Consider the following 18,299-nt stretch of genomic DNA (forward strand, 5'->3'; position numbering starts at 1 on the left):
CGGTTCAGCGGTGAGTCTGGAACCAGATGATGACGATGCTCACTGCGCCACTCCCAAGACTGTATGCCGCGCCGCGAATCATCTGATCGTGGACTATCCGCTTGTTGCGTTTCGTCCAACGGCGAATCTGATCAGCGATTCGATGGACGGGACTGTCTTCGGGATCGGACTCCTTGTTATGGTGAATCACGGTGTATCTATCCTCTCTTTCAGCTGTGGGACGGATGGGACATCACGCAGGGAGCCCTCCCGACGATCTGGCCTAGGAAACCGCGCCGGGGATGGGCTCCTTCTGCTTGCTTGCAGTGTAGTGAGCCGCAGGGCCGTTTCGGACCCGGGGCGTGACACAACTACTACGCAGAGTTCCTTCATGACGGTGCGTCACCGGTCAGGGCGCCGTGAACCCGCGCAAGGCCACGGAACACGACGGAACGCCAGCGGAACCCTACGTTCACCTTAACCAAGTGATAGGCGTCACTCTTTCCGCATCGCGCGCGCCACAGTCTCAACTCTCCGCATAGCGGCGTCCATCCGCTGCGCTACCGTGCATGACGAGGCCCCCGCCTGCTTCCTTCAGGCGGGGGCCTCACTGTGGTCGAGCGCATCACTGATCGGTGGGCGGTCCGAGCCTGCGGAACAGGCGGTCCAGACCGTCATCGACGGCCTTTCCGGCGCGAAGCACCTCGGCGAGGCCGGCTTCCACGTCCACGACCTGATCCAGGTCACGCACCATGTCGTCGTGCTGGTCCTGCAGTTCCTCATCGGCCATGGTCGGTGTCCTCACTTCTCGTCGTCGCGGTCGGCGGGCGGCAGGCCGAGGAACCCACCGGCGGGCAGGTAGCCGCAGGAGCAATGCTCGCCCTCGCGGATGTAGCAGCTCTCGAAGTGGCCTGCGAAGACATCTCCTTCTGCGCGGTCGGCTTCGGCGCGGAGGGCAGCGGCCTTCTCCAGCCACATCCGCTCGTCGTCGGTGCGCGGTCCGGCATGGATCGGCGGGACGCGCTGCTCCAGCTCGGCGGCGCGGGCTCGGAGTTCGCTCGGAGTGCTCATGGTGTCCTCACTTCTCTTTCGGCTCGGGCGGGTTGAGGAGCGCGGTGCGGAACGCGTGATGGGTCTCCTCGTCGCGGATCTGGTAGCCCTGCACCTTTCCGGACCCTGGGCCGAGGGCGATGATGGGCGATTCCATGCCGCTGTCCCACCAGCCTTCGACGGCACCCCGGCGGACCGTTCGTGCGAAGGCGCTGGCGTGGCCGCGGAGGCTGCTGTCCTCGTTATCCCGCAACTCGTCGGCGCTCACCTTGCCGTTGAGCCTGGCGACGGCCTCCCGGAGGATGCGCTGAGCGCGGGGAGCGAGGGCGCTGTAGAAGAGGCGGGCTCGGTCGACGTTCCAGCCGGGGTCGTGGCGCAGTGAGGCGCGGTGTTTGTCGAGGAGTGCGAGCAGGTCGCGCTCGAGCTCGGGGGTCGGATCCTTCACGCTGACGGTGATCTCCACACGGGCTCCCGTTACATTAGACGCGCATAAAGCCGAGTAGACCGTACCGCCCCGACACCCCGTCAGGCAAGGTCTATCCGCGTTTAGTTAAACCGGTGCGGGGGTGATGTCCTGCTGGCCCGCGATAAGCTCACATATGGCTGGTGATCACCGGTAGAATTTGACCATGCCTCACACACACCCGATGGAGATCGCCTACCGCAACGGAGCCACCCGCGTCCCGGACGACCTGCGCGCGGAGATCGCCGAGATCACGAACGACTCCCGGTTCGAAGGCTGGCCCGAGTTCACCGACGCTGAGGGCGAGATCTGGGCCCTGACCGAAGAGACGCACGACGGTGACGCCGTCCTGCTCCCGTACGCGGGCGACATGGACCCCATGCTCCGCCGGGACGTAGAGCGCGAGTTCGGCCCCCTGAAGGCCTCGCGCCCGTGAGCACCGACAATCTGCCCGCCAGACCCGACGAACGCCCCCTGCTCCCCGCCGACTTCGACGAAGACCTCCGCGCCCGACTCGACGCCCTCGACGCCGCCGCCAGCAAACACGGCGACGATCAGCGGCCCGAGAACACCCAACGCTCCTACCGCGCCGACTGGAAGACCTGGGAAGCCTTCTGCAAGCAGCTCCAAGTCCCGCCCACCGCCGCCACCGTCGGCACCCTGTGCGGATTCGTCGACTACCTCTGGCACCGCGAGAAGCGCGCCTACGCCACCATCGACCGCAAGCTCGCCGGAGTCGTCGTCACCCTGCGGCTCCCGCCCTACAAGGTCCTCGTCGACCCGGAGGCGACGAAAGCGGCCCGCAAGCTCCTCAAGGACTACCGCCGTCAGGCCGAAGAGGCAGAGGAGCCCGCCCGCGGCCGCGGCAAAGCCCCCGCCATGCGGCTGGTCGACCTGCGGCTCATCGTGTCCAAGTGCGACACCGACATCTTCGGCCTCCGCGACCGCGCGATGATCCTGCTCGGGTTCGCCATTGCCGCGCGCCGCGCCGAACTCGCCGGGCTCCGCCTACGGAACATCCGCGACGACGACAACGGCCTCCTGGTCGACGTCCGCGTCTCCAAGACCGAACCCCGCACCGTCGCCGTCCCCTACGGCACCAACCCGGACACCTGCCCGGTGCGCGCCTGGAAGGCCTGGCGCGAGGCCGCACAGATCACCGACCCGGACCGGCACGCCTTCCGCCGCATCCACCACACCGGGTCCGTCCAACCGCAGGGCCTGAGCCCGCAGCGGGCCGGCGACCTCATCACCGCAGCCGGACTGCGCGCCGGATTCGAGGAGCTGTTCACCGGCCACTCCGTGCGCTCCGGAATGGCCACCGAGGCACGCCGGGCCGGGAAGGACCGCAAGGCCATCGCCGCGGTGACCGGGCACGCGGACGGCTCGAAGGTCCTGGACGGCTACATGCAGATCGTCGACCAGTGGGACGAGCAGGACAACGCACTGATTGGAATCGGCCTGTGACCACATCCCACGAGCGCGGCGCCCACGCCGTTCTAGACCGGATGCTCAGCACTGAGGAAACCGCTGCAGCGTTCGTCCGTACGCGCAAGCGCCTGGCGGCGGGCACCCACTTCAGCCCCGAATACGTTGCTGCCGCTGGGCAGATGCACCGCCTCGAACCTGGGAGCTGGCCTGTCCACCAGATCGCGGCCTTCCTTGATATTCACGCCGCGGTGGGTGTCGGCCGTGTCGCCCGGATCGAAGTCGAGGTCGGCACCATGCCGTTCCCCGACGCGGAGCGTGAGGCGAACGCGGCCGCGTTGGCCGACCTCCCGGAGCCGTTCACCGCAATCCTGGACATGGATCAGAGCGGTGCAGACGAGGATGGCGAGGTGGCTTGGTCCGCGCCCATCACCGTGGAGCGGTCGACGGGCGCAGCGTTCTTTGCGGGCTGCGGGAAGACGGAACCCCTGATAACGCCAGCCACTGTGCAAGCCTCCCGAATTCCCTTGGAGGTGGGCACCACCATGCCGAGCCGCACCCTGATGCACCTCGAGCAGGACGGTGGCGTGGCCCGCTGGGCGTACGGCAGTACTGACCTATACCTCTTGCTCAACCTGCGGCACCCGGCGCTCTGGCCGATCGACGCCGACGACTGACCCGTTCTCCGGCAATCCTTGGTAGCAGCCTCTGCCCGGCCGACTTCGCCCTGCTCACGGGCGGAGTCGGCCGGGCTTTTCCGTGTCCGCGTCCGCCCTGGCGGCCCTGCGGGGGCCTCTGAGGAGGATCGGAACGGCCAGTAGCGGCATACGAAGCCGCCTCCCCGGTGCGAAACCGCAGGACAGGCCGGTGCCCCTGTCCTGGGACCGGTGAGCCCGCCGAAAGGGTGACCCATACCCGAGCGCCGGGAGGCGTAGGCGATGACGAACCTTTCCCACCTGATCACCCCTGAGCACCTTGAGGCCGCCCTGATCGGCTACGGGATCGTCTCCAAGGTTGGGGGTGATCTGCTGCGGCTGCTGCGCCCGGGTACTGGCCGGCACCGGCGGCCGCGCCGCTAGTCGCCTGCCGGGAGGCCCTCCCGCAGGTGGGTGGGGAGGGCCTGACGGACAGCTGGGTCGGCGGTCCAGCCGTCCGCGGCCAGCTGGTCGGCGGTGACGATACAAGGACCACCGGTGTCGGTGTAGGCGAGGGCTCGGAACGTTTCCCCGCCGCGGGGCGGCTTGGCGGTGAGATGGACGGCCAGGACGGCGCGGGCCAGGTCCGCAGGCGTTGCGGTGGTGGTGGCCCGGCCGTACGCCTTGCAGATCCAGACGCGGCTGAACGGCTCGTGTAACTGGACTTCCCAGGTGAGGCGGACAGGATTGTCTTCGCAGGTCATACGGTGATCCTGCCCTGTACGTGCGCCCGGTGATGCCGATACCGGCGGGTCACTTCTCTGGGGGTGTGTCCCAGTATCCGGTGTGGGCGATGGCGTCCGCGGTCACCGGTGGGTTGCGCTGGGCGAGGAGCGGGTGGGTGGCGCAGATCTGCTGCACGATCATGTTGGGGTAGCCGGATGTGATGGGGTTTCCGCCCTGTCCGAGGATGAGGGTGTGGACGCCGTCCGCGGGTCGGATCCGGTAGGGCAGGTAGGCCTTGAGGGCGGCTGCGGTCAGCGGCTCGAGGGTGAACTGCTTGCCGACGGCCTCGAACTCGTAGTCGGGGGCGCGTACCTGGTAGGTGCCGTCGGGGAGGTCGTAGAGGTGGCGGATGTCGACGCGGGTGACCTCTGCGGGGCGCAGGCCTTCGAGGAGGAGGTAGGCGATGAGCCGGTCGCGGAGGTAGTGGCGGGCGTGGTCCTTGCCCCACATGCCGATGCAGGTGAGCAGGACGGCGCGTTCTTGGGGGGTGAGGCGGCGGGGTGGGTTGGCGTCGCGGTCGACGCCGGAGCGGAGCATGGTCAGGTCGGGGGTGAGCCGGATGGCGCCGCGGTCCTTGCAGGCTTCGTAGTACTGGGTGAGGGCGGTGATCCGGCGGTCGTGGGTCATGGCTGCGGCGGGGTGGTGTTCGGCGATGTGGGCGAGGGCGTCGGGTCCGTTGAAGAGGCGGCCGTCGAGCTGGTCGGTGAGGTAGCCGGCGCACCAGGCGGCGATGTCCTCGATGCCGGTGTCCCACGGGTTGACGGGGGGATGCTGGTTGGCGCACCAGGTGAGCCAGCGGGTGACCTCACGCTCGTACTCGATGCGGCTGGAGGAGCGCAGGGGTGCGGTGTCGAGCCAGTCGGTCAGGAGCGTGAGCGGGTCCATGGGCTCATTGTGCCCGCACCCCACACAAGATCAATACTTTACATAAAACCTCGGACCCACCACCCACTAGGGGATGTCGCGGGGGCGAGGGGGCGGGGGGATCCGGCGTGTACCACAACGGGCTGCCCGGGGGGTGGAGGCTCCCGAGGTTTTACTGAAAGATCAGATAGGGGGTGGGACGGGGGTCCGGAGTGGCTTTCTCGATCGTGCTGAGAGCACGCTACGGCTCGGGCGGGACCGTGTCAGAAGCGCTTCCCCCGCGGCGTGTCAGAACAGCTGGGAGGCCAGGCACCAGCAGCCGCGGGCCTCCTCCATCCGCGGGTGGTGCCGTATCCACATGTCGTGGCGGACCAGGTCCTTGTGGGCGCCCTTGGCCACGCAGTCCGGGCGGCTGCACTCGCTGCTCTCGTCGTGGTGGACGGTCAGGGTGCCCTCGCAGCGGAAGAAGCGGACCCGGCCGGGCTCGGCGGCCGCCCACCGCTCGTCATAGGAGGCGAGGTAGCTGTAGCAGTCGCCGCGCGTGTGGAAGGTGGCCGTGTTGTCGCCAAGGTCGGGACGGATCAGATTGGCGCCGGGGAAGGTGAAGTGCTTCTGCCGCTTACTGATGGGCTCCCGGCAACCGTGACAGACGCCGGGAAGGATCGCCATCTCCTTCTCCAGCTTCTCCGTGGCGCGCTGCATGATGCGCTCGGTGTGGACGTGCCGGCAGGGTGGAATCTCCTTGCACATCCTGCAAATCGGGTAGTGCTCGGGCAGGGTGTGCCAGTAGTAGTTGTTCGGGCCCTCGAGGTTCAGCGGCTTGGCTTTGGGGTCTTCCTCCGGGCGCAGGACGATGACGCGGGGCCGGCAGTACCAGGTGGCCGGGTCGGGCATGTTCTGCTTCACCCACGCCTGCCGGTACTTCTCGGGCCAGTTCGCCTGCTCCCGCTCGCGGACCTCGAGGACCCGGTAGGGACGGCGCTCCCACACCACGATCGTTCCGGGCGTGAGCTTGTCGGTGTACATGCTGCGGGCACTGACGCCACCGGGCAGTTCAGGCCGCCACTCATCGGGGTCGAACCGGAAATGCATGAGGACGATTCTCCCTGGTAACGAACGGGGCCTTCCCCGTGACGAGTTGGTCGATTACGCTTCGCTGTGCGTGTTGCGAGTGCTTGAGGCCACTACCCATTCAGGGCAGTGGCCTTCGTCATATGGACCGCCCGATCATCAGCCGCGCCGGGTGTCCAATTCGGTCAGCTCCTTGTTGATCTGGTTGTGCAGCTCGTCAGCCAGGTTGCGCTGCTGCGGGGTGGACATGGAGTCGTTCTCGATCTGGCGGGCGAGGGTGGAGGCGGCGGTGATGGCGCCCTGAATCTGCTCGGTGGTGCGGGTGACGCGAGCCATGACGTACTCCTTCAAGTTAGGCGGCGAGGTCGGTCTGAGTCTGCGTGAGCCGGACGCGAGGCCGATAGTCGGCGTCGTCCTTGTCGCGAGCCAGCTCGTAGAAGTACAGCGCCTGCGCGTCGTTGTCGGGCTGCGGCTCGGGCCGCTTGTAGGTGGTGGGCTCCGGGCGGGTGAGGACGTAGCCGATCCGGTGGAGCGTGTAGGCGGAGACGCCTTCGAGGGACAGCTTCCGTTCGGCTTGGCGGAGGCGGCACATGACGATCAGTTCGATGCCGCCGCCGTCGGTGGTGCGGATCTCGTGCAGCTCGACCGTGCGGACCGTGGTCTCGCCCTTCTCGTCCGTGTACGTGAGGGTCACGGCGTGCCGGTTGCCGAGGGCCTTGAACAGGTCGGTGAGCGTCCGGGTCTGGGTCTGGCGTGCGGTCAGCTTCATCGTGTCCCCCTTGGTGCGGTGTGGTTCCACCATAGAGGATTCAGCATTGCACTGCAATGCCTTTGCCGGTACTGTTGTGGGCGTTGGGGCGCCGCCCCGGCCCCGCGTCAGGCATGGCGCTGCAATGCCGAATGGAGGAAACTGGTGGCCAACGCCCCCACGCGCCCGCCCACCTACCGAGCCGGGCGGCGCCCGTCGAAAGGACCTCGCCGCGTGCCTGGCCCCATGCGAGACCGCCTGCTCACCGCCGCCCAGCACCTGGAGGACGCCGGCCACCCGGAATCCGCTGCCGACGTCCGCGCTGTCGCCGCCCCGGGCGGGTGGACGCTGCTGCGTGCCACGGCCGCCGAGTCGACGACTTCGCGCACCACGCTGACGCTGACCCTGGACAAGCCGTTGAAGGAGCAGCTGGTTGCTAAGGCTGCCGACTTCGACGTCACGCTCAGCTCGGTGGCCGAGGACGGGCTGCGCAAGGTGCTGGCTGGTGAGTGGATGCCGCCGAAGTTGGCACGGAAGAAGTCGGTGGTTCGCTCGGTGCTGAACCTGCGGCTCGACGACAGCCTGCGTCAGCAGATCGAGGCGCGGCAGAAGGAGCTGTCGGAGCAGGCCGGCTACCGGGTGACGCAGTCGTCCATCGCTGTGGCGTGGATGGCGGAGGAGCTGGGCATCGACGTGGTCACCGCGGACGCCGACCCGGCCGAGTAGGCCACCTGGGCGGGCCGGCCTGGGACGCCGACAACTCGGGCCGGGCACCGCCCCACATCACACTGCATAACCCCTTAGGAGAGACCTCACATGGCGAATGCCATTGAGGCCCCCGCCAGCACGACGGCGGAGGGCCCGACTCAGCACATCCAAAACCAGGCCGCACCCAGCGTTCACGAGCTGATGAGCCGCGTGATGCGGGACGTTCGCGACGTCGGGAAGAACGGTGAGAACAAGTCGCAGAACTACAAGTTCCGTGGCGTGGACGACGCCATCGGCGCCCTGGCGCAGCCGCTGCGTGACCACGGGGTGTTCATGACCCCGGAGGTCCTGGACTTTAAGACCGAGCTTCGTGGCCGTATGAACGCGGTGATGATGCGGGTGGCGTTCCACTTCTACGGTCCGGCCGGCGATCACGTCACCGCGATCACGATGGGTGAGGCGTCGGACGTGGCGGACAAGGCGTCGAACAAGGCGATGTCCGCGGCGCTGAAGTACGCGCTGATCCACACGTTCATGATTCCGGTGGATGCGAAGTCGCTGGACGACGGGGACCGTGACCACCCGGAGGGCCAGCGGTCTGCTGCGGACGCCTATATGGAGCGGCTGCGGAAGCCGATGGTGTGGAACAACGTGAATGCCCTGACTGCGATGCATGCGGAGGTCAAGGCGGACGGTCTGCTGGGCGAGACGGTGTACGGGCCGGACGGTGACACGACGCTGGAGACGCTGATCGTGGGCCGTGGGAAGCAGTTGCGGGCCGAGGCCGAGGAGCGGGAGGCCCGTAAGGCGGCGGAGGCCGGCGAGGTGGCCGCTCAGGTCGCCGCGGAGACCGGCGTGGCCCAGGACAGCCAGGGCGCCGCGGACGGCGTGGACCACCTCGCCCGGCTGCGTGGCCAGGCCGTGGACTGCTGGGACAAGCCGCTGTCGCTGGCGCAGATCGTCCTGGACGCGGAGAAGCACGGGGTCGCCGACATGGAGGTGCCGCTGAAGAACGGCGGCGCACTGATGTTCCGTGAATTGCTGAACGGCCGCATCACCGAACTGGACCAGGCCGCGCAGGGCAGCCAGGCCGCCTGAATCACCCGGGCCCGCCACGGCGCGGGCCCCTGGGAGGACTACCTCCCCTGAAGTCCCCGTCCCGGGGCACCCACCTCATCCATCCCGGCTGTCGCCGATCGGAGTTCCGTCATGCCCGAATTCGTCTACTGGCTGGCCGATAACCCGGTCCGCTGGCTGATCCCGGCCACCTTCCTCTCGTGCGTGGTTGGTATCCCGCTGATGTTGTGGTGGGAGCGTCGCCGCCCGTCGAAGCCCGTGCGTCAGCCGTACGTCGCGGAGGCGTGGCGGGGCCTGCCGGCTGTGGTGCAGGACGCGCACGACAGGGCGGTTCGGAATGCCGTCGCGGCCGCGGCGCTGCGGATCGTGCGTGATGAGGATGCCCGGGTGTCCCACCTGTACGTCCCCCCGTCGTCGGTGTCCGCCGACTGACTTCTTGGAGGTGAGACCGCTGTGGCGGCTCGCGTTGTGCCGGCCGCCGCGGTTCTCACTGCGGCGGTTGTTGTTTTCGCCCTTGTTCAGTCCCGTCGGTCCCGTCGCCTGCGTCGGGAGTTGGAGCGGGAGTTGGCGTCGCACCGGCTGATGGCCGGCTGTATGGCCCGGGATCTCGAGCAGTTCCGGCGCCGTCTGGATCTGGCGATGTCTCAGGAGCGTGTTGCTGCGGCTGCTGGCCGTGTGCTGGATCAGGCCCTTGCTCGCCACGATCACCGTACCCCGCCGACGGAGGGAGGCCCTCGATGATGGAGACCACGGAGAAGAGCAGTGCCCGGTTGCGCCGTGAGTGGGTGGAGCACCCGTACTTCCGGTACCGGCGGTGCGCGCCGGACCCGGACCAGCCGCTGCGGATGGTGGGTAACCCGGAGCTGCATGTGGGTGCTCACAACGGGCCGGACGCGTGGGCGCCGGAGGGGCAGCGGGAGCGTCGGGCCCGGGAGGAGCGGGCGATCGAGGTCTGCCTTACCTGTCCGGTGATGGTGCAGTGCGATGCGTATGCCTCGTCGGTGACGCCGGATGGGAAGTTGGCGGAGCCGGAGGGGGTGTGGGGTGGCCGGCGGTCGTTGGAGCGGCATCGGGCGCTGATCGCGGCCCGGCATGCGGTGGCGGCGGCGCCGGACACTCGGTTCCACACGGCGCAGAAGCAGGCGGTCCTGCGGGCGTTGGCCGTGTGTTGGGATCCGTTCGAGGTGGCGGCGGCCGCGGGGGTCGACGTGCGGACGGCGAACTGGCAGCGGTCCAGCTTGGTGCGCCTGTTGGGCCTGCCGAAGACCGTCACTCGGATGCGGGCCTTGGCGGTCGCCCGGGAGCGCGGGCTCCTCGAGGACGTCGCCCTGGTGCCGGATGACGGCACGGTGCCTGCGGTCCCGCCGCCGACGAAGCTCCCCACCCCGGCTGTTCCGGTGCAGTTGTCGTTCGATGACGCCCTCGCGCACACCGCCCCTGTCACGTCCCTGTTCCCTGCTCGCCCGATGGAGGCCGCAGCATGACCCAGATCCCTGCCACCGAGTCCCCTGTCCCTTCCGACCACGAGGACGATGCCGCGTTCGAGGCGATGCGTCGTGATGCGGTCCTGGGGGGCCGGGCGATGTCGTCGGGTGCGTTCCTGGCGGGGCTGATTGCGTCCGCGGAGCTGGAGACGGTGGCCCGCCCGGACAAGCTGGCCGTGGACCTGTTCCCTGACGCGGACCCGGCCACGGTCCAGGCGGTGTGGGATCGGGCGTTGGCAGTGGGATTCCATGCGGGCCGATTGTCGGCGGCGCCGCGCCTGTTCCGGGACCAGATGGAGCGGGTGTCGGGCTTGTTCGAGCAGGCGGGGTTCCATGCGATGGCGGGTCTGGTGCGCCGGTCGCGGGCGTTGGTGGCGCCGGAGGTGGATGGGCTGGCGGCCGATTCGGAGATAGGCCGGGAGCACTGACGGTCCGTCATGGTTTGTGTGATTAGCGGCTGGTGCGACACGAAGGGGAAGGGGCCGGGACAGATGAGGCGTTCAACGGCTAGTCTGGTAGGTGCGTCAGACGTGGAGTCAGTTGCGAGGCTCCGTGGAGGACGCGCACAAAAGTCAGAAGCCCCCGCTGCCACCTTGGTGGCGGTCCCGGTTTGCGAAGCCGGAACGCGAGGGCTGACGACACCACACCGTTTCCACACGTATGAAGGTGCCGACATGGCCAAGAGTACCCGGGGCGTTCCCCGATCAGACAGTGCGACCTACAACTCCGCCGTGAAGATCACACCGGCGTCGAGTGATTCGGCCACTGTCCCTCCGATCTCGTTCAACGCATGAGCGCCGCTGGCGCGGTGCGCGCCATCCACGCTGTTCCCGCTGGTCCTCGCACGAAGGGCAAGGGAGGCGGCGGCCGGGACAGCTATGACGCCATCGTCGCCGCCCTGTACCAAGACCAGCGGATCGCAAGAGAAGCGCGTGAGGTCGCGCTCCTCCTCGCCTGGCTTATCGCCCGCGATCCCAACCCCTTCAACGCGGGGGTCTGGCAGCGAGCCGAAGCCATCCTCGGGACCCATCAATATGGCGGCAAGACGCAGTCCGTCGCTGGTCTCCTGGTCGCCTCCGACATCCCGCGCTACGAGGACGACCGGTCCATTCCGGAGTGGCACGACCAGACCTGTGACGCTCCGATGATCCGCCGGTCCGGGAAGTGCGGCCAGCCAGCACGCGACCACTCCTACACCGTTGACTCGGTGACGGGGTGGCGCACGCCGGTCTGGTACTGCCGTCGCCACGAGGGATTCGGCGAGGGCTGCGACCGCGCTCTGAGGGGTGCTCCGGAGCCGATCCCGAATCGGGGCGGCCTTCTTCCTGCCTACTTCCGACTCAAGAGCGGGCTGGCCGGCTGGGAGGAGAACTACCGATGGGCCTACCACCAGAAGAACCCGTTCGCCTACAAGGTGTGGGCTCCGCCGTCGTATGGCGTCGACGCGCGCCTTTGGCCCACGCCAGGTGAGGGCGCCGAGCCCAGTCTTCCGGCTATTCCGCAGCTTCAACTGGTCGCCGTCGACGGCGAGCTGGTTGACGGACAGACCCCACCCACTGAGGGAGATCAGATGAGTTAGCGCTTCCCGGCGGGAGGTCCGTGAGCCCCTTGGCGGGGGCTTCATCCTCTACCGCCTGGCCGCTGGTGTTGGCGCACCGTGCGCGGCCTCGTGCAACTGCTCGGTTTGGCGACCGAGCTAAGGCCCGAACTCTCTGACCGGTTTGGCGACCAGGCCGGAGAAGTCGAGCGAGTCAGGTTCCGGAGAGAACCACCTACACCACCGAGCGGGCTTTTTCATGTCCGCAGGACGGCAGGTACATAGTGCAGTACGCACACCCCTCTTGTCAGCTTGGCAATCCGGTCGCTGGCGATTCGCGGCTTATCTCCCCCCGCACGGGCGATCTCGAAATCGAACGCACTAGCGATTACAGTGCAGGTCAGACCGGTCTCGTACGCGGCGCCTGCCAGGAGGTGGCCCACACCAAGTCGCGTCGGACCGGCCCGCGGCGGTGGCGTCGCGCGGTGGGATGGCTGATCGCAGCCGGCCTGCACCCCCGCGCGAACGCCACCACGCTGCGCATCGCCGAAGACCTCGCCGACCGCATGGACTACTCGACGGGGCACGCCCGGTACTGCCTGGACGAGATGGCCGCCCGCCTCGACGTGTCCCGGGCCACCGTGAAGCGGCACATCGGCTACCTCCGGGAGCTGGGCGCCCTCGCCTGGGTCCAGCACGGCACCCGAGTCAACATCCGCCGTGTGATGGGGCTCAAGGGCTACGCCGCGACCGCCACCGTGTACGCCGCAGTCATCCCGGCCGCCTACGACCACGCCATGGGCCACACGATCGTCGGCTCGGGCTACACGGCCCGGATCGTCATCGACCAGCGCGGCCAGGCGCCGGTTCAAAACCCGGTTTTGAAGCAGCCCCTGCTCCCGGCCCAGTCCCGGAATCCTGTGGATAACCCGCCTGTGGACAACCCCGCTTCGGAGGGCCTTGAGCCCCCTTCCCTTACCTGGGTAAAGGAAGAGGGAAAGGTTCAGATGGTGGGGGGTAGTAACTACACCTCGCAGGCTCGGCCGCCGAAGACGCGAATCCCCCACCAGAGCAGCTACATCAACGGCCGGCGCCGTACCGCGGCCGATGTCCAGAAGGCTGGCAAGACGACCCGGCTGGTGCGCGCCCTGGTGCCGTGGACCCAGTCGGTGCCGCTGCGGCCCCTGGAGTTCGTCCTCCGCCCGTGGACCGACCAGGGCCAGGACGCCTACCAGATCGCCGCCGACCTCAACGGCATGTGCCTCGGTCTCCGCTGGAAGCCGAAGAACCCCATCGCGTTCATCCGCGCCCGCCTCACCGCCGACGCCCAGCAGCGGCAGGAGATGCAGGCCGCGCAGGAAGCCGCCGCCCGCTGGGAGCAGGAGAACCCGATCGAGGGCGCCTTCACCGCCAGCACCAGCCAGCAGCTCGACGTCATGGCCGCCCTTCGGCAGGGCCAGCAGCGTCTGCAGGCGACCAGCCGGGCCCGCGGCTGGGACGACCTGTCCGGCGCCACCGACACCAGCGAGTGGGACGCCGAAGCCGACATCCTCGCCTTCCTCAACGGGAGCCCCTCATGACCGACACCCAGCCTTCCGGGATCGACCTCGCCCGCTCTGCGCTACTCGCCGCCCGCGCGGCCGCGAAGACCCGGCCCGTCCAGCCGCCAAAGAAGACCCGCACCACCCGCCGGTCCAGCGACCGTCGCGCCGGCGACCCCATGGGGCTCGGCCTGGCCATCGACCGGATGATGACCGAACGCGGCTGGGAGCCCCCGGAGGAGGGCGGCAGCATCATCGACCAGTGGCCCACCATCGCCCCGGAACTCGCCGACAAGGTCGCCGCGGTCCACTTCGAGCACGACACCGGCATCCTGCACCTGCACCCGATGGTCCCGGCCTACGGCACCCACCTTCGCTGGCACCAGGCGGAGATCCTCGCCCGTATTCAGGAGAAAACCGGCAGTCGCGCGATCCGGCAGCTGCGCATCCTCGGCCCCGGTGAAGTCCCGAAGACCGGTCCCGCCCCGGAGCCGCAGAGCGAACCGCGCCCCGCGGCCGAGGCGCCGGTGAAGACCCGGGAGACCGCCTCGGCCGGCTACCAGCAAGCCCGCGCCCTGGTCCTCGAGCACCGGCCCGAACCCCGTCACACCGACCCGTACCTTGCCGCCGCCCTCGAGCGGCAGGAAGCCGCACTCCGCGCCAACCGACAGCCTGAGCCGGTGGAGGAACCAGACCAGCTCACCGCGCGGAAGGTCGACCGCAGCGAGGCCGTGCGCCGAGCCGCCCTCACACGCAAGCGGCAGGAGCAGGCAGGCCTCACCGAACCCCGCCGTGCCTTCGACGTCGCCTAGGGAGGACGTGGTGGCTCTCGCACTTATCGGTCTGACCGGCAGCCGCCGATGGACCGACCGCCAATACCTCGAGGACACCCTCGTACAGGTGTGGCACGACGCCCTCGCAGTCGGCTACACGGGCATCGAGCTGATGCACGGCTGCGCGGAAGGTGCCGACACCATCGGCCACGAGTGGGCTTTCCGTACCGGCTTCCTGATCCGGGAGCGTCCAGCCGACTGGGAAGGACCGTGCGGCCCGGAGTGCCAACTGGGGCACCGGCGCCGGAACCGGCGCGGCACCGAGTACTGCCCGCTGGCTGGGCACCGGCGTAACCAGCAGATGGTCGACGAGCAGCCGGTGCTGTTCGTGGCCGCACAGTGTCAGGGCAGCACTGGGACCGCGGACTGCATGCGCCGGGCCAAAGCCGCCGGAATCCCGGTGCACCGGATCACCGCCTGAGCGGAGGGAACGGATCTCCAGTTGTGGTGCACGGTGGTCGCGATCACTGCACGAGGAGGCCGCGCATGCCCCAACCCACCACCCACCGGTACCCCGACGCCTGGCACAACGCTGAGGACGCGCAGGAACAGGCGTGGCTGGACGACTGGATCCGCGGTCGCATCTGCGCCGTCACCCTCGACGTCTGCCCCGCCCGGCAGCCGGCGGCCGCCGAGCCTGCCCTCACTACCGCCAGGAGCTGCTGATGCCCGCCACCACCAAGCCGCGTATCGACTACCCGCGGCCCCGGGTCGTCCACGACCACGCCGTGCTGTTCCAGGAGGCGGCGTACGACGACGGCCGGGCCTACGGGGAGCCGGGCGACGAGGAAGACGAGGAGCCCGAGGGCTGATCCGTTTTACGGCCGTAAAACACCGCCCGGCCCCCGACCTCCGACAGGCGGCGTCCTGCAGACCCGGCCGTCTCGTTTTACGGCCGTAAAACTCCACCAGCCGCGCACGTCTCTCCGAACCCCCTCTGACCATCTGAGAGGATGCTCCCCGTCCGAAGTACCGGAACCTCGGGAAGTAATCGGAGAACCGAATGCCCTACATCACCGTGCTCTTGAACCAGAAGGGCGGGGTCGGCAAGTCGACCATCACGGTCAACCTAGCCGCCGTCTACGCAGAGATCCTCGGCGGAGGCCAGTCCGTAGCGGTCGTCTCAATAGACCCACAGGGCACCAGCATCGAATGGGCCGACAAGGTCGAACAAGCGGGGCGAGACGTCCCCTTCCGCGTAGTCGACGCCAGCGACAACATCGACAACCTCCGGCGCCTACGCCGCGCCAAAGCCGACATCATCATCGTCGACACCCCCGGCTTCATGCCCCTCAAAGGCAAGCTGTCCGACGAGTCCATCGACCCGCTCGGTGACGGCACCGTCGGCGACTCACTGCGCGCCATCCTCGACATCGCCGACGACGTCATCGTCCCCGTCGAAGCCGAAGGAGCCGGCTTCACCCCCACCAAGACGACCATCCAACGGGTCCTACTCCCACGACAGATCCCCTACGGCGTCCTCATCAGTAACTGGGATCCCCGCGACACCAAGGCCGACCTTGAGAAGACCCAGAACATGGTGAAGAAGGTCGGGTGGGAGCTGTACAACACCACCATCCGTCACTACAAGCCACACGCCCGCGGCATCACCAGCGGCCGGTTCTGCACTCAGTACGAGCCCAACCGCATCGCCGCCAACGCCAAGCAGGACTTCATGGCGCTGGCCCTCGAGCACCAGCTCCGCCGCCAGAAGTACGCGGGGGCCCAGTAGATGGCACGCGACGACTTCGACGACTTTTTCGGCGACGACGACACTGCCCTCACGGACACCCGAGCAGACGGACGCCTCTACCGGGTCCCGATCAACCGGCTTGCTCCGAACCTGGTCAACCCGCGGCAGGACTTCGGCACCGAGGACGATCTGATCGACTTCGGGAAGAGTCTGCAGCGTCGGCAGAACCAGCCGTGCCCGGTCGTGAGCCGCAGCGCTTACCTGAAGCTGTGGCCCGACCACGCCAGCCGTATCAAGGACGTCGACTACGTCCTCGTCAGCGGTGAACGCCGCTACCGCGGTGCGAAGGCCGTAGGCCTCCCGGCCCTGGACTGCGTCGCCAATGACGACTTCGCCAAGGACCGTAAGACGTTCATGGAGGCCGTGGTCTCCGAGAACGTCGACCGGCAGAACTTCGACCCCATCGAAGAGGCCTACGCCGTGCAGGCCCTGGTCGCCGAGTTCGGCTCCAACCGGGCCGTCGCCCAGCACTTCGACCGGGTCGACGGCTGGGTGACCCAGCGGATACTCCTCACCAACCTGGCACGTGAGGTCCAGGATCTGGTGCGGGGCAAGACGATTCCGCTCGAGGCGGCCCGGCAGCTGGGCAAGCTCGCCCGGGACAAGGAGTGGACGGCCCGCGACCAACTGGCGTGGTGGGAGGACGAGCAGGACCGTCGTGCGGCTGCGGCTGCAGCACGGGCAGCAGCCCGGAAGGCGGCGCGAAAGCCTCCCGAGGCGCCGACGCCGGAGCCGGCTCGACTGGCTGCTTCGGAGCCACGCCGGCCGGTGGCTCAGGACCCTCCGAGTTTTACGGCCGTAAAACACGACCCGGCTCCCGAGCCCAAGCCGGAGCCGCCCGTCGTTCCGTCGACGGTGCAGGCGGTTCAAGGCAAGGTTCCGAATGACTCCGCGCCTTCCCAGGGCGAGGAGCCACAGGCGGACGCCATCCCCGAGCCCCGTGCAGCCCTGGGCGAGCCGGCCGAGCTGACGTCGTTGAAGCGGTTCCCCTACGACAACGGCACGGAGGCGGGGATGCTCCTGCTGCACAAGATGCCGCCGGAGGACCGCGCCACGGTGTACGAGATGCTGGGCAAGGACCCGGAGACGCAGGCAGCCTGCTGCCGTTGACGCTGTACCAGTGGGCCTCGCTCCCTGTCTTCGGGCAGGTGGGCGGGGCCCTTTTTCGTGTGCCCGGACCGGACCATTGAACATTGGTCAGTATGTGGTGGCTTGCCGGGGTTTCCGATCACCCGTTCGAGTGATCGCATGCCGAGGGTCTTCCCCCTGCATATATCCGCTTGATCTGGTGGAGGGGCTGGCCCCCCACGGGATGGGTGGCCGGCCGCCAGGCCGCTGCGGGGGCCTGCGTGGTTCGCAGCCCACCGGGCTACCGGCTGCGGCCCATGGCGGCCAGGCCACCACCCACACGCACGGGCGCCGCGCGCCGCAGCGGACAGCCGGTTCACAGGTCAGGGAAGACGTCTATCCCCGTGACGAGTTCCACGGCTAGACTCGCGTCAACTGACGGGCACGCCCACCGGGCACCGTGAGGTCTCGAAGCCCCTGCACCACCCCCGGGTCGTTGTCGGCAACACCGCCCCAATGGAGCAGGGGCTGACCCATACCACCCCAACAGCATTACCAGCGGTAGCAGTTCAAGCCACCTGCGTAACCAGATCCGGTCACGGCAGCGTTAAAACCGACCCTGGTATCCACCACTGACAAGAATCAGTGCCACAGTGACAACCCCAGCGTGTGGACTGGCAGCCGCACACCGGGGGGACGGCCAGCCCCGACCAGTCGGCCGTGTTTCGAGGACCCTTTCTGCCGGAGGATCGGAGCCGGACCATGTCCGCAGCAGAGCCGGCCGACCCCGCACCGCCCGAGATGAACACGAGCGGGCCCGGGGCCGTAATCGATATCACCAAGCGCCGCCGCGGTGGCGCGCTTCAGGCGGCCCAGGGACGGTGGACGATGGCGACACCACCCGGGGCCGCCCCCGACGACGCCGGACGGACGGCGCTCGAGCGGTTCGCCGAGGACATCGAGATCTCCCTCAACGAGATCCACCAGAGCCTCACCGACGAGGACACCGCAGCCGTGTTCGTCCGGACCCTTCAGATCTGCGCGCGGGCGCTTGAGGGTTCGCGCGCGACCGGGCTGATCGACCAGGCTCAGCTAGAGGAGTTGCTGGCGGTCATACACGGTATGGAGCAGGCTCCGCGGCTGCTGGCCTGAACAAGTTGTCTGCATATGCCGGGGGTTCTTGTCGTTTGCTCGGTCCGGCTCGGTCAATCTTCACACACAGACAGTTGATCGTTTCTTACAGCCCGTTCACCGGGGGCCACTTGCGTGCCATC

General features: G+C 68.2%; 26 protein-coding genes. 18 read left to right on the forward strand and 8 right to left on the reverse strand.

Annotated features, from left to right (window positions below):
- Nucleotides 1-604: 604 nt before the first annotated feature.
- Genes AC4OXY_RS46240 through AC4OXY_RS46250 form a run of 3 tightly spaced genes read right to left on the reverse strand, consistent with a single transcriptional unit; the run spans nucleotide 605 to nucleotide 1,492 of the window.
- A complete protein-coding gene (locus AC4OXY_RS46240) occupies nucleotides 605-769 on the reverse strand; it encodes a hypothetical protein (RefSeq protein WP_491994842.1) in 165 nt (54 codons plus the stop codon).
- Between the two features lie 11 nt (nucleotides 770-780).
- Nucleotides 781-1,050 carry a hypothetical protein gene (locus tag AC4OXY_RS46245; protein WP_491994843.1) on the reverse strand — a complete coding sequence of 90 codons (270 nt, stop codon included), beginning with the start codon at nucleotides 1,048-1,050 and terminating at the stop codon, nucleotides 781-783.
- A 7-nt stretch (nucleotides 1,051-1,057) separates the two neighbouring features.
- Nucleotides 1,058-1,492 carry a hypothetical protein gene (locus AC4OXY_RS46250; protein WP_491994844.1) on the reverse strand — a complete coding sequence of 145 codons (435 nt, stop codon included), beginning with the start codon at nucleotides 1,490-1,492 and terminating at the stop codon, nucleotides 1,058-1,060.
- Nucleotides 1,493-1,658: 166 nt separating this feature from the next.
- Between AC4OXY_RS46250 and AC4OXY_RS46255 the strand changes: the two genes are divergently transcribed.
- The 4 genes from AC4OXY_RS46255 to AC4OXY_RS46270 all read left to right on the forward strand — a co-directional run bounded on the left by AC4OXY_RS46255 (nucleotide 1,659) and on the right by AC4OXY_RS46270 (nucleotide 3,999).
- Nucleotides 1,659-1,928 carry a hypothetical protein gene (locus tag AC4OXY_RS46255; RefSeq protein ID WP_491994845.1) on the forward strand — a complete coding sequence of 90 codons (270 nt, stop codon included), beginning with the start codon at nucleotides 1,659-1,661 and terminating at the stop codon, nucleotides 1,926-1,928.
- Complete coding sequence (locus AC4OXY_RS46260; RefSeq protein WP_491994846.1) at nucleotides 1,925-2,959, forward strand: site-specific integrase; 1,035 nt, start codon at nucleotides 1,925-1,927, stop codon at nucleotides 2,957-2,959. Before AC4OXY_RS46255 ends, AC4OXY_RS46260 begins: the two co-directional genes overlap by 4 nt.
- On the forward strand, nucleotides 2,956-3,597 hold the full coding sequence (locus AC4OXY_RS46265; protein ID WP_491994847.1) for a hypothetical protein: 642 nt from the start codon (nucleotides 2,956-2,958) through the stop codon (nucleotides 3,595-3,597). Before AC4OXY_RS46260 ends, AC4OXY_RS46265 begins: the two co-directional genes overlap by 4 nt.
- 261 nt (nucleotides 3,598-3,858) lie before the next feature.
- Nucleotides 3,859-3,999: a hypothetical protein gene (locus AC4OXY_RS46270; protein ID WP_491994848.1), complete on the forward strand. Its 141-nt coding sequence runs from the start codon at nucleotides 3,859-3,861 to the stop codon at nucleotides 3,997-3,999.
- Here the strand turns inward: AC4OXY_RS46270 and AC4OXY_RS46275 are convergent.
- The 5 genes from AC4OXY_RS46275 to AC4OXY_RS46295 form a co-directional block, all read right to left on the reverse strand.
- Nucleotides 3,996-4,319, reverse strand: coding sequence for a hypothetical protein (locus tag AC4OXY_RS46275; protein ID WP_491994849.1), 324 nt, complete (start codon nucleotides 4,317-4,319; stop codon nucleotides 3,996-3,998). The genes AC4OXY_RS46270 and AC4OXY_RS46275 overlap by 4 nt on opposite strands.
- A 49-nt stretch (nucleotides 4,320-4,368) precedes the next feature.
- On the reverse strand, nucleotides 4,369-5,226 hold the full coding sequence (locus AC4OXY_RS46280) for a site-specific integrase (protein WP_491994850.1): 858 nt from the start codon (nucleotides 5,224-5,226) through the stop codon (nucleotides 4,369-4,371).
- Between the two features lie 267 nt (nucleotides 5,227-5,493).
- Entirely contained in the window at nucleotides 5,494-6,297 is an 804-nt protein-coding gene (locus AC4OXY_RS46285; protein WP_491994851.1) for a hypothetical protein, read from the reverse strand.
- A 138-nt stretch (nucleotides 6,298-6,435) separates the two neighbouring features.
- Nucleotides 6,436-6,612 (reverse strand): hypothetical protein, encoded by a 177-nt coding sequence (locus AC4OXY_RS46290; RefSeq protein ID WP_491994852.1) that lies wholly within the window; start codon nucleotides 6,610-6,612, stop codon nucleotides 6,436-6,438.
- Nucleotides 6,613-6,628: 16 nt separating this feature from the next.
- Complete coding sequence (locus AC4OXY_RS46295; protein WP_491994853.1) at nucleotides 6,629-7,045, reverse strand: WYL domain-containing protein; 417 nt, start codon at nucleotides 7,043-7,045, stop codon at nucleotides 6,629-6,631.
- Nucleotides 7,046-7,270: 225 nt separating this feature from the next.
- Here AC4OXY_RS46295 and AC4OXY_RS46300 point away from each other — a divergent pair, with 225 nt between their 5' ends.
- The 14 genes from AC4OXY_RS46300 to AC4OXY_RS46365 all read left to right on the forward strand — a co-directional run bounded on the left by AC4OXY_RS46300 (nucleotide 7,271) and on the right by AC4OXY_RS46365 (nucleotide 18,177).
- Nucleotides 7,271-7,750, forward strand: a complete 480-nt coding sequence (locus AC4OXY_RS46300) for a hypothetical protein (RefSeq protein ID WP_491994854.1) — start codon at nucleotides 7,271-7,273, stop codon at nucleotides 7,748-7,750.
- A gap of 90 nt (nucleotides 7,751-7,840) precedes the next feature.
- On the forward strand, nucleotides 7,841-8,830 hold the full coding sequence (locus AC4OXY_RS46305) for an ERF family protein (protein WP_491994855.1): 990 nt from the start codon (nucleotides 7,841-7,843) through the stop codon (nucleotides 8,828-8,830).
- Between the two features lie 111 nt (nucleotides 8,831-8,941).
- On the forward strand, nucleotides 8,942-9,241 hold the full coding sequence (locus AC4OXY_RS46310; RefSeq protein WP_491994856.1) for a hypothetical protein: 300 nt from the start codon (nucleotides 8,942-8,944) through the stop codon (nucleotides 9,239-9,241).
- Between the two features lie 308 nt (nucleotides 9,242-9,549).
- Nucleotides 9,550-10,293 (forward strand): WhiB family transcriptional regulator, encoded by a 744-nt coding sequence (locus tag AC4OXY_RS46315; RefSeq protein ID WP_491994857.1) that lies wholly within the window; start codon nucleotides 9,550-9,552, stop codon nucleotides 10,291-10,293.
- Entirely contained in the window at nucleotides 10,290-10,721 is a 432-nt protein-coding gene (locus AC4OXY_RS46320) for a hypothetical protein (RefSeq protein ID WP_491994858.1), read from the forward strand. The genes AC4OXY_RS46315 and AC4OXY_RS46320 overlap by 4 nt, the downstream gene beginning before the upstream one ends.
- A 362-nt stretch (nucleotides 10,722-11,083) precedes the next feature.
- Nucleotides 11,084-11,872 (forward strand): hypothetical protein, encoded by a 789-nt coding sequence (locus AC4OXY_RS46325; RefSeq protein WP_491994859.1) that lies wholly within the window; start codon nucleotides 11,084-11,086, stop codon nucleotides 11,870-11,872.
- A 443-nt stretch (nucleotides 11,873-12,315) separates the two neighbouring features.
- The gene (locus AC4OXY_RS46330; protein ID WP_491994860.1) at nucleotides 12,316-13,410 is read left to right on the forward strand and encodes a hypothetical protein; all 1,095 of its coding nucleotides are present in this window, start codon (nucleotides 12,316-12,318) and stop codon (nucleotides 13,408-13,410) included.
- Nucleotides 13,407-14,183 (forward strand): DciA family protein, encoded by a 777-nt coding sequence (locus tag AC4OXY_RS46335; protein ID WP_491994861.1) that lies wholly within the window; start codon nucleotides 13,407-13,409, stop codon nucleotides 14,181-14,183. Before AC4OXY_RS46330 ends, AC4OXY_RS46335 begins: the two co-directional genes overlap by 4 nt.
- Nucleotides 14,184-14,193: 10 nt before the next feature.
- Nucleotides 14,194-14,625: an SLOG family protein gene (locus tag AC4OXY_RS46340; protein ID WP_491994862.1), complete on the forward strand. Its 432-nt coding sequence runs from the start codon at nucleotides 14,194-14,196 to the stop codon at nucleotides 14,623-14,625.
- Between the two features lie 65 nt (nucleotides 14,626-14,690).
- Nucleotides 14,691-14,870 (forward strand): hypothetical protein, encoded by a 180-nt coding sequence (locus AC4OXY_RS46345; protein WP_491994863.1) that lies wholly within the window; start codon nucleotides 14,691-14,693, stop codon nucleotides 14,868-14,870.
- Nucleotides 14,870-15,016, forward strand: a complete 147-nt coding sequence (locus AC4OXY_RS46350; protein WP_491994864.1) for a hypothetical protein — start codon at nucleotides 14,870-14,872, stop codon at nucleotides 15,014-15,016. Before AC4OXY_RS46345 ends, AC4OXY_RS46350 begins: the two co-directional genes overlap by 1 nt.
- A 191-nt stretch (nucleotides 15,017-15,207) precedes the next feature.
- Entirely contained in the window at nucleotides 15,208-15,936 is a 729-nt protein-coding gene (locus AC4OXY_RS46355) for a ParA family protein (protein ID WP_491994865.1), read from the forward strand.
- On the forward strand, nucleotides 15,937-17,067 hold the full coding sequence (locus AC4OXY_RS46360; RefSeq protein WP_491994866.1) for a ParB/RepB/Spo0J family partition protein: 1,131 nt from the start codon (nucleotides 15,937-15,939) through the stop codon (nucleotides 17,065-17,067).
- 720 nt (nucleotides 17,068-17,787) lie between these two features.
- Nucleotides 17,788-18,177, forward strand: a complete 390-nt coding sequence (locus AC4OXY_RS46365; RefSeq protein ID WP_491994867.1) for a hypothetical protein — start codon at nucleotides 17,788-17,790, stop codon at nucleotides 18,175-18,177.
- Nucleotides 18,178-18,299 lie beyond the last annotated feature (122 nt).

Source organism: Streptomyces sp. HUAS MG56, from assembly GCF_058673395.1.